At 65.0% G+C, this 10628-nt stretch carries 9 protein-coding genes; 5 read left to right on the plus strand and 4 right to left on the minus strand.

The annotated features are described in order from the left end of the window. From JOY90_RS07505 to JOY90_RS07520, 4 genes are all read right to left on the minus strand, one after another. The coding region (locus JOY90_RS07505; protein ID WP_291690513.1) for an ABC transporter permease at window positions 1-657 on the minus strand (657 nt) is incomplete at its 3' end. Window positions 658-720: 63 nt separating this feature from the next. Further along, window positions 721-2004 (minus strand): extracellular solute-binding protein, encoded by a 1284-nt coding sequence (locus JOY90_RS07510; protein ID WP_291690514.1) that lies wholly within the window; start codon window positions 2002-2004, stop codon window positions 721-723. A 21-nt stretch (window positions 2005-2025) separates the two neighbouring features. Continuing rightward, complete coding sequence (locus JOY90_RS07515) at window positions 2026-3060, minus strand: ABC transporter ATP-binding protein (RefSeq protein ID WP_291690515.1); 1035 nt, start codon at window positions 3058-3060, stop codon at window positions 2026-2028. Window positions 3061-3304: 244 nt separating this feature from the next. Next, window positions 3305-3967: an aldolase gene (locus JOY90_RS07520; protein ID WP_291690516.1), complete on the minus strand. Its 663-nt coding sequence runs from the start codon at window positions 3965-3967 to the stop codon at window positions 3305-3307. Window positions 3968-4064: 97 nt separating this feature from the next. On the opposite strand from JOY90_RS07520, the gene ltnD reads away from it, so the two are divergent. From ltnD to JOY90_RS07545, 5 genes are all read left to right on the plus strand, one after another. Beyond that, a complete protein-coding gene (ltnD, locus tag JOY90_RS07525; RefSeq protein WP_291690517.1) occupies window positions 4065-4979 on the plus strand; it encodes an L-threonate dehydrogenase in 915 nt (304 codons plus the stop codon). 14 nt (window positions 4980-4993) lie between these two features. Beyond that, entirely contained in the window at window positions 4994-5776 is a 783-nt protein-coding gene (gene otnI / locus JOY90_RS07530) for a 2-oxo-tetronate isomerase (RefSeq protein ID WP_291690518.1), read from the plus strand. Next, window positions 5773-7041, plus strand: coding sequence for a 3-oxo-tetronate kinase (gene otnK / locus JOY90_RS07535; protein WP_291690519.1), 1269 nt, complete (start codon window positions 5773-5775; stop codon window positions 7039-7041). The genes otnI and otnK overlap by 4 nt, the downstream gene beginning before the upstream one ends. A 127-nt stretch (window positions 7042-7168) precedes the next feature. Beyond that, window positions 7169-8860 (plus strand): methyl-accepting chemotaxis protein, encoded by a 1692-nt coding sequence (locus tag JOY90_RS07540; RefSeq protein ID WP_291690520.1) that lies wholly within the window; start codon window positions 7169-7171, stop codon window positions 8858-8860. 273 nt (window positions 8861-9133) lie between these two features. After that, window positions 9134-10628: HAMP domain-containing protein (locus JOY90_RS07545; RefSeq protein WP_291690521.1), on the plus strand; the 1495-nt coding region annotated here is incomplete at its 3' end.

Raw genomic sequence — 10628 nt, forward strand, 5'->3', positions numbered from 1 at the left:
GATGCCGGGTTTCGACAGCGGAATGACGATGTTGGTCAGCGTCTGCCAGCCGCTCGCGCCGGCGTCATAGGCGGCCTCGATCAGCCGCTTGTCGATGCGGATCATCGAATTGAAGATCGGCACCACCATGAAGAAGGTGAACAGGTGCACCAGCGCCAGCACGACGGAGAATTCCGAGAACAGCAGCCACTCCACCGGCTGCTGCACCACGCCCACGCCGACCAGGCCCTGGTTCACCAGCCCGTTGCGGCCGAGCAGCGGAATCCAGGCGATCATCCGGATCACGTTCGAGGTCCAGAACGGAATGGTGCAGAGCAGGGAGAGGACGATCTGCCAAGTTTTCGTGCGGATGTGAAAGGCCAGGAAATAGGCGATCGTGAAGCCGATCAGGAGCGTCAGGCCCCAGGTGAGAAAACACAGCTTCAGCGTATTCAGATAGGTCTTCAGGATGGTGCAGAGATCGGGCAGACCGGCGATGCAGCCCTCGAACGTGTCGGTATAGCCGCGCAGGCTGAAAGCCGGGATCATCTCGTATTCATTGTAGTCCCAGGCGCTGACGATGATGACAAGGACGAGCGGCAGCAGGAAGAACAGCGCAAACACCAGCATCATCGGCCCGGCCTGCAGCCATGCGATGGATTTGCGTTGCTGTTTCATCGGAGACGAATTTCCGGCAATTGAGCCTGCCGCGCCGGAAAGCGCGGCAAGCGATGAATGAGATCAGGCGGCGATGAACTCGTTCCACTTGCGGACCATGTAGTCGTTCTCGTCCATGACCGCGTTCCAGCACACCACCGCGCCCATGCGATCCTCATAGGAGCCGCCGTCGCGCACCGCGCCGGCTTTCTCCATCAGCGTGCCGTCCGGCGCCTTGATGTCGCTCGCGGCCGGCTTGCCCTCCATCCAGTAGGCCCATTCGTCGGCGGTCATGTTGGCCTTGGCGGTGGAGAGCACGGCGGAATAGTAGCCCTGGCGGTTGAGGTAGGCGCCGGCCCAGCCCGAGAGATACCAGTTCACGAATTCATAGGCCCAATCGAGCTTCGGGCTGCCCGAGAGCGCCTTCGAGACGCAGAAGCCGGACGCCCAGGAGCGATAGCCTTCCTTGAGCGGTTGGAAGATGCAGGGGATGCCCATCGAGCGCACTTTGGTCACTGCGGGTGACCACATCGACTGGATCACGGTCTCGCCGGAGGCCATCAGGTTGACCGACTCGTTGAAGTCCTTCCAGAACGCGCGGAACTGGCCCGCCTTCTTGGCTTCGGTCAGCACTTTCATCGTCAGGTCGATCTCGGGCTTGGTCATGTTGCCCTTGTCGGCATATTGATGCTGGCCGGTCGCCTCGACGACCATCGCGGCGTCCATGATGCCGATGGAGGGGATGTTGAGGATCGAGGCTTTGCCCTTGAACTCGGCGTTGAGCAGCTCGGCCCATGAGCCGATCGGCCGCTTGATCAGGTCGGGACGGATGCCGAGCGTATCGGCATTGTAGACGGTCGGGATCAACGTGATGTATTCGGTCGGCGTTGCCGAGAACGTCTTGGAATTGGCGCCGTCGAGATAGAGCACCTTCCAGGGCGCGGTGCCCTGGCCGCCGATCTTCTTGCCGTTCGGCAGTTCGCCCTTGGTGAACACGGGCGTGATGTTGTCGAATTCCTTGATCCTCTTGGCGTCGAGGGCAAAAATATTGCCGGACGGCACGAGCTTCTTCAGCGAGAAATATTCGGTATCCAGCACGTCGAAGGAATTCGGCTGGGTGATGACGCGCTTGGTCACGTCGTCGGTGGTCGCGGTGATGTACTCGATCTTGATGCCGGTGTCGGCGAGGCACTTCTTGGAAATCTCGTCGCCCTCGTTCACCGCCGTGCCGAGATAGCGCAGCACCTTCGGCTCGGCGGAATGAACCGCGGGGAATCCCGTGACCGCGCCGGCGCCGGCGGCAAGAGCGGCCCCCTTCAAGAGCGTGCGGCGGTTGATTGCTTGGTGCATCTTCGATTTGTCGGTCATGGTCGGCTCCATGGATTGAGATCAGGCCACCAGTTCGGGCGACGTGACGGTTGCGGGATTGCGGGACGAAAGCCGGCTGGCGCGCGCCGGATCGAAGCTGGCTGTGACGCGCTCGCCGACGCCAAAGCTCGCGGCGTCGAACTCTTCTTCGGAGAGCTGAGCCGAGATCTCGGTGCCGTCATCGACGGTGATCGCGACCAGCACATAGGTGCCCTGATATTCGATTTCGTTGATGGTGCCCGCGATCGCGGGACCGTCAATGGCGTCCTGCGGACGTGTTACGGCAAGGCGATCGACACGGACGGCGAAGGTCTCGTCGCCGACGGCGACGACGTTGTGGCCGCCGATGAATCTCGCGACGAATTCCGTGCGCGGGTGATTGAAGATGTCGCGCGGCGAGCCCTGCTGCTCGATCCGTCCGCTGTTCATCAGCACCACGATGTCGGCCAGCGCCATCGCCTCGTCCTGGCCGTGGGTGACATGGATGAAGGTCAGCCCAAGCTCGCGCTGCAGCCGCTTCAGCTCGGCGCGCATGCGCAGCCGAAGGAAGGGGTCCAGCGCCGACAAGGGCTCGTCGAGCAGCAGGATCTGCGGCGAGGTGATCAGCGCGCGCGCCAGCGCCACGCGCTGCTGCTGGCCGCCCGAAAGCTGCGCCGGAAGTCGCGCGCCGTAGTCCTGCATGTCAACCAGCTCGAGCAGCTTTCGCGCCTCGGCATGGCGTTCCGTCTTGGCGACGCCCTTCATCTTCAGCGCGAAAGCGACGTTGTCGAGCACCGAGAGATGCGGGAATAAGGCATAGGACTGGAACATCATCGCCGTGCCGCGTGCGGCCGGCGCGAGCTCGGTGACGTTCCGGGCGCCGACGATGATGTCGCCGGAACTCACGGATTCATGGCCCGCTATCATGCGCAAGGTCGAGGTCTTGCCGCAGCCCGACGGGCCGAGCAGGCAGCAATAGGCGCCGGCCGGAATCTTCAGATCGATCGCGTCGACGGCGGTGACACGACCATAGGTCTTGGTCACCTGCACCAGTTCCAGCGCTGATCCCGCTGCCATCCGTTGGTCCATTCGTGGGTTGTGCCGAGGACGCTGCCGGAGCGTCCGATCCGGTCAAACATCTGCAACGGATATGCCAAGGGGGCGAGACCGCAGAGTGGGCTAAGGCGCGAAGCGCCGTGCCCACCATCCATCGGCAACGTCGCTCAAAATCGTGGGCGAGCTTCTTTCTTTGCGCGATCGCTGCTGTGCAAGGGGCCGCTGAGCCCACCCTGCGCATTTGCATACTTGGCGGACGTGATGCCTATTTATTAGGCATGCGGTCCCCTAGCTTCAGCCCAAATACCTTTGACAGATCCGCGATCTGCTCCGGCGAGAGACAGCGCGGGTTGAGCCCGCGCAGCAGCAGATAGAGCTTTGCCGTTTCCTCCAGCTCCTCCATCGCGAACACGGCGGCCTCCAGCGTGTCGCCGGCCACGACGGGTCCGTGATTGGCGAGCAGCACCGAGGAATATGTTCCGGCCAGTCCCTTGATCGCGTCGGCGACGGCCGGGTCGCCGGGCCGGTAGTAAGGTACGAGCGCGGTCGCGCCGCATTTCATCAGGTAGTAGGCCGTGAGCGGCGGCAGCGCCGCGCGCGGATCGATCTCCGGCAGCATCGAGAGCGCGACCGAATGGGTGGAATGCAGATGCACCACGGCGCCCGCCGCGCGGCGGGTCTGGTAGAGCGCGCCGTGCAGCGGAACCTCCTTGGTCGGCGCATCGCCAGAGACAAGCCGGCCGTCGGGCGCGAGATGCGACAATCGCGCCGGATCGAGGAAGCCGAGCGAGGCATTGGTCGGCGTCACCAGGAAGCCGCCATCGTCGAGCCTGACGCTGATATTGCCGGACGAGCCCGGCGTCAGCCCGCGCTCGAACAGCGAGCGGCCGAACCGGCAGACATCCTCGCGGATCCTTGCTTCGCTCATGGCGGCATCCCTTTTCGACCTTGTCTCATGCTTTGGCAGTCCGGCCAAGGCGTGATACGCAGAGCGCCAAGAAGAGGAAACGCAGAGGAAGCGCTGCATGCCTGACTCCGGAAAACCGCGCGTCGCCGTGATCGGGCTCGGCTCGATGGGTTTTGGCATGGCGACCTCGCTCAGGCGCGCCGGCCTCGCAGTGACCGGCTGCGACGTGGTCGCCGACAGCGTCGCGCGCTTCGAGAAGGACGGCGGCAAGGGCGCGTCGACGCCGGCCGAAGCGGCCAAGTCCGCCGAGATCGCGGTCAGCGTGGTCCTCAACGGCGCGCAGACCGAGGCGATCCTGTTCGGCAAGGATGGCGTCGCCGAGACGTTGCCGCAGGATGCGGTGTTCGTCTCCTCGGCGACGATGGACCCCGACGTGGCGCGCACGCTCGCCGGGAGGTTGGAGGCAACTGGCCGGCATTATCTGGATGCGCCGATCTCCGGCGGCGCGCAACGCGCCGCGCAGGGAGAGCTCACCATCCTCGCCTCCGGCAGCGCTGCGGCGTTTGCGAAGGCGCGACCGGCGCTCGATGCCATGGCAGCGAAACTCTATGAACTCGGCGATGCGCCGGGGCAGGGCGCCGCCTTCAAGATGGTCAACCAGCTCCTTGCCGGCGTGCATATTGCCGCAGCCTCCGAGGCGATCACCTTTGCCGCACGGCAAGGCCTCGACCTCCGCAAGGTCTATGAGGTGATTACCGCCTCCGCCGGCAATTCCTGGATGTTCGAGAACCGCATGCCGCATGTGCTCGACGGCGACTATGCTCCGCGCAGCGCGGTCGAGATCTTTGTGAAGGACCTCGGCATCGTCCAGGACATGGCTCGGACCGCGCGCTTCCCGGTGCCGGTCGCCGCAGCCGCGCTGCAGATGTTCCTGGCAGCGGCTGCCGCCGGCATGGGCCGTGACGACGATGCCTCGGTGGCGCGGCTTTATGCCCGCATCAGCGGCACCGCGTTGCCGGGCGACGTCAAATAAGAAAGAGAAGCACGATGCCCCGTTTCGCCGCCAACCTCTCGATGATGTTTACCGAGGTGCCATTCCTCGACCGGTTCGACGCCGCGGCGAAAGCCGGCTTCACCGCGGTTGAATTCCTGTTTCCCTATGATCATCCACCGCAGGAGGTCGGCGAGCGGCTGAAGCGCAACGCCCTGACGCAGGCGCTGTTCAACCTGCCGCCCGGCGACTGGGCGGCCGGCGAGAAGGGCTTTGCGGCGCTGCCGGCGCGGTTCGACGACCTCAGGCGCAGCCTCGACACCGCGCTGCCCTATGCTCAGGCGACCGGGGTCAAGCGCGTACATCTGATGGCGGGGATCGCCGAGCGCAGCGATGCAAAGGCGGTAGAGGCGTTCTACAAATCGGTCGCGTGGGCGGCCGAGTTCTTCGCGCCCCATGGTCTGGACGTCGTGATCGAGCCGATCAATCCGCGCAACGTGCCGGGCTACTTCCTCAATGATTTCAGCTTTGCCCGCGACCTGATCCGGGAATTGAAGATTGCGAACCTGAAACTTCAGTTCGACATCTATCACTGCCAGATCATCCATGGCGACGTCACCATGCGGTTGCACGAGATGCTGTCGATCATCGGCCACATCCAGATCGCGAGCATCCCCTCGCGCCACGAGCCCGACGGCGAGGAATTGAACTATCCGTTTCTGTTCGATGAGCTCGACCGGCTCGGCTATTCGGGTTTCGTCGGCTGCGAGTACAATCCGCGCGGCAAGACCACCGATGGACTGGCCTGGTTCAAGCCTTACGCGGGACAGAAGCCATGACCTTGAAGCTCGGCTGCATCGCCGACGACTATACCGGCGCCTCCGACCTCGCCAACACGCTGACCCGCGCGGGCCTGCGCACCGTGCAGACCATCGGCGTGCCCTCGGACGATCTCGCGCTGCCCGAGGTCGATGCGGTCGTGGTGTCGCTGAAGAGCCGCTCGATCGAGGCGGAGCTTGCCGTCAGCCGCTCGCGCGCGGCGGAGAAATGGCTGCGCGGGCGCGGCGCCGACCATGTGCTGTTCAAGATCTGCTCGACCTTCGATTCCACCGACAAGGGCAATATCGGCCCGGTCATGGACGCGCTGCGCGCGGACTCCGGCGACAAGGTCGTGCTGGTGACGCCGGCGTTCCCGGAGACCGGCCGCACCGTGTACCAGGGCAATCTGTTCGTGGGGTCGGTGCCGCTGAACGAAAGCCCGCTGAAGGACCATCCGCTGAACCCGATGCACGATTCCAACCTGGTGCGGGTGCTGACGCGCCAGAGCCGCACCAAGGCCGGGCTCGTGCCGCTCGCCGACGTGACGCGCGGCCCGGCGGCCGTCCGCGCCAGGCTTGGCGATCTTGCAAACCAGGGCGTCGGCGCCGCCATCATCGACGCGGTGTTCGATGCGGATCTCGAAACCATCGGCGAGGTCGCGGTGGGCCATCGCGTCTCGGTCGGCGCCTCGGGCATCGGGCTGGGGCTCGCGCGCGCACTCACGGCCGGCGGCAGGAAGGCTGCGGAGGTTGCCGCGTGGGAGCCGATCGGCGGCCCGGCAGCCTGTCTCGCCGGAAGCTGTTCGCAGGCGACGCTCGGGCAGATCGCCAAGGCAAAGGAGATCATGCCGGTGCTGCATCTCGATCCCGACCACGTCGTGGAGGGCAAAGAGGAGGGGCGCCGCGCGCTGGCCTGGGCGCGCGAGCGGCTCGGCTCCGGGCCGCTGCTGATCGCATCGAGCGCGACGGCGGACCAGGTTGCAGCCGTCCAGGCACGCCACGGCCGCGAGGCCGCCGGCCATGCCATCGAGCAGGCCATGGCCGACATCGCCGAGGGCCTGGTCGCGGCCGGCGTGCGGCGATGGGTGGTCGCGGGCGGCGAAACTTCCGGCGCGGTGGTGGACCGGCTTGGCATCCCCGGCTTCCTGGTCGGCGCGGAGATCGCGCCCGGCGTGCCGGTGCTGCGGACGGTCGGCGCGCGCCAGGACGACATGCTGCTCGCGCTCAAGTCGGGCAATTTCGGCGGCCCGGACTTCTTCGCCGACGCGCTCAAGCTGATGCGCTGACCGATCAGCTCCATTTCTAATCAATTTTTTTACTCTTCCGTAGTCATACGGAGGCGCCGGTTAACACAACCTGAGGACGCGCCATTCTATCTCCGCGTTCTCACGTGCCTGAAAAGAGATTCCCATCATGCTCGCCAAATACTCGATCCGCGCGAAGATCGTCACGGTCGTCGCATTCCTGCTGGTCGCGATGACCGGCATGGGCCTGCTCGCGGTCCGCAATATGCGGGCGATGAACGCCAACACCGTCGAAATCACGACCAACTGGCTGCCGAGCGTCCGCGTGCTGGGCGAGCTGCGCGCCGGCGTCATCACCTACCGCAACGTGATCCGCGAGCACATGCTCGCCGAGACCCCGGAGGAGAAGGAAGCCAGCGAGAAGATGCTGGCGACCGTCGTCGAAAGCAATACCAAGATCCGGCAGGCCTACGAGCAAATGATCTCCTCGCCGGAGGAGCGCGCGCTGTACAACGACTGGTCGAAGGTCTGGGACGACTACAGGAAGGGCACCGAGCAGGTAATGGCCCTGTCGCGCAAGGCGGTTGGGCAGGTGCCGCGCGAGGCGCACGAGTTGAACACCAAGACCGTCAACAAGATCGGGATCGAATCCGACAACATCCTGAAGAAGGGCATCGACCTCAACAACACCGGCGCCGACAAGGCGTCCAAGGATGCCGACGACACCTACGGTTCGGCGTTCGCGCTGCTTGCGGTCATTCTCGGCATTGCCGTTATCGCCGGGGCCGGCGTCAGCCTCTACCTCGTGCGCGATGTGAGCGGCGGCATCGCCTCGATCGTGAAGCCGATGCAGGCGCTGGGCAACGGCGATCTGTCGGTGGAAATCCCGCACCGCGGCGAGAAGACCGAGATCGGTGCGATGGCCGACGCGCTGCAGGTGTTCAAGGATGCGCTGATCGCCAAGAAGGCGGCGGACGAAGCGGCTGCCGCCGACGCCGAGGCCAAGATCGAGCGCGGCCGGCGCGTCGACGCCATCACCCGGGATTTCGAGACCATGATCGGCGAGATCGTCAACACGGTGTCCTCGGCCTCCTCGCAGCTCGAATCGTCCGCGGGCGCGCTGTCTTCGACGGCGGAGCGTTCGCAGGGACTCGCGACCGCGGTCGCCGCCGCGTCCGAGGAAGCGACCGCCAACGTACAATCGGTGGCATCCGCGACCGAGGAATTGACCTCGTCGGTCAACGAGATCAGCCGCCAGGTGCAGGAATCCGCCCGGATGGCGAGCGAAGCCGTCGGCCAGGCGCGCGGCACCACCGAGCGGGTCAGCGAATTGTCGAAGGCCGCCACCCGGATCGGCGACGTCGTCGAATTGATCAACACCATCGCCGGCCAGACCAATCTCTTGGCGCTCAACGCCACCATCGAGGCGGCGCGCGCGGGTGAAGCCGGCCGCGGCTTTGCGGTGGTCGCCTCCGAGGTGAAGGCGCTTGCCGAGCAGACTGCGAAGGCGACCGGCGAGATCGGCCAGCAGATCAACTCAATCCAGGGCGCGACGCAGGACTCGGTGAACGCGATCAGGGAAATCTCGGGCACCATCGAGCGGCTCTCGGAGATCTCCTCCACGATCGCCGCCGCAGTCGAAGAGCAGGGGGCGGCCACCCAGGAAATCTCCCGCAACGTCCAGCAGGCGGCGCACGGCACCCAGCAGGTCTCGTCCAACATCACCGACGTGCAGCGCGGCGCCACCGAAACCGGCTCGGCTTCGTCGCAGGTGCTGACGGCGGCGAAGGCGCTGTCCGGCGACTCCGGCCGTCTCAAGCAGGAGGTGTCGAAATTCCTCACGTCGGTGCGTGTTGCCTGAGATTCGCGTCGACGCGAAAGGCCCGAACGTTTGGAAGCCCCAGCCATGCGGCCGGGGCTTCCTTGCATTTGGAGGTCTCTACCCGTTGTGCCGCTCCCGCGAGGTTCATGCCATTGCGGCGAGCAATCATACGTAGTTCCACGGCCGGTAGCATTAACGGGTTCTATATTGGCATGAGCGTTAATCGGGAAACTCTCGAACGTCGTAGGCCGCGCGCGCTGGCCCACGTCGGGCTCGTTCGTCGCACCCCCAAATTCTACGTAAAGGTCTCCCATGGTCCGGCTCAATCGCATCGGCAATAAGCTCGGGCTCGCCGGCGGCTTCGGCGTCCTGCTGTCGATCGGCATGCTGGCCAACCAGATCATGTCCCAGGCCAGCGTCGAACAGGCCAATACGGTTGCCGATCATCACCAGCGGACCGCACAAAGCGCGCTCGCAGCCGAGGTCGATTTGCGGCAGGTGCAGCTTCAGGCCCGGAGCATCAGGCTCGCCCGGACGGTTGCCGAAGTCGACAAATGTCTCGAGCAGATGCGCAAATTCGCCGCTTCCGAACTGGAGCATATCGACAACGCCTATCGAGGTTCGCAGAAGCCGGAGAACAAGGAACGATTCCAGAAGCTGAAGTCGCTCGTCGCCGACTACACCGCCGGAGCCGAGGAGGTCGGCAAAGTGCAGAAGCAGCTCTTCGCGCTGATCGACAAGCGAAATGCGGCCGCCGGCGAATGGAGCAAGGCGTTCGAGGCCGAAATGGCCTCTCCGTTGCTGGCTCGGCTGGACAACCATGAGGCCATCCGGAAAACGCTGTTCGAGGCGGACGCCAAGCTCAACCTGATGCGCGCACTGGTGTGGCGCTTGGGATCGACCGGCGAGAAGGACCTGGTTCCGACGATCGCTCGGGCCGATGCCGGGTTGAACGACATTTTGAAGCGGGCGAGCGGCCTCGCCGACGACAGGGAGTTTCAAGGCGTGATCGCTTCGCTCGAAGCCATCGCCACGAAGTACCTTGCGACCAGCGCGGAAAGTGTGAAGCTGGAGACGGTCAAGGAACAGGTCACCGTGAACACCGTCAAGATCGTCGACGAAGCCGGCGCCCTGATCGATGCGGCCGTGCCGTTCTCGCTGAAGAACGTGGAACTGGCGAGGGAGGAGGCCGCTGCCCTGGCCGGCAGCGCCAATCGGCTCAGCCTGATTGCCGGAATCGCGGTGATGGCTGCGCTGATCGGCTCGGTCGTGTTCTCCTTCCTCGGCATCGCCCGTCCGATGACGCGGCTCAACGGCGCGCTGGGCGAGATGGCCGCAGGCAATCTCGACATCGCCATTCCCGGTGCCGACCGCGGCGACGAGATCGGTGACCTCGCCAAGACCGTCACCCTCATCCGCGAGAATGCCGAGCAGAAAGCTCGTGAGGAGGCGGAAGCCAAGACCAGGCAGGACCAGATCGCGGCCCAGCAGCGCAAGGCCGACATGCACAGGCTTGCCGACGGCTTCGAGGCCGCGGTCGGCCGGATCGTGGAGACCGTCTCGAGAGCGTCGGGCGAGCTCGAAATCTCAGCCAAGACGCTGACCAACAATGCCGAGCGCGCGCAGCAGCAGACCACCATGGTCGCAGCCGCGTCGGAGGAGGCGAGCACCAACGTGCAGTCGGTGGCATCCGCGACCGAGGAATTGACCTCGTCGGTCAACGAGATCAGCCGCCAGGTGCAGGAATCCGCCCGGATGGCGAGCGAAGCCGTCGGCCAGGCGCGCGGCACCACCGAGCGGGTCAGCG

Origin of the sequence: Bradyrhizobium sp. (assembly GCF_019242285.1) — a bacterium.
Lineage (GTDB): Bacteria > Pseudomonadota > Alphaproteobacteria > Rhizobiales > Xanthobacteraceae > Bradyrhizobium.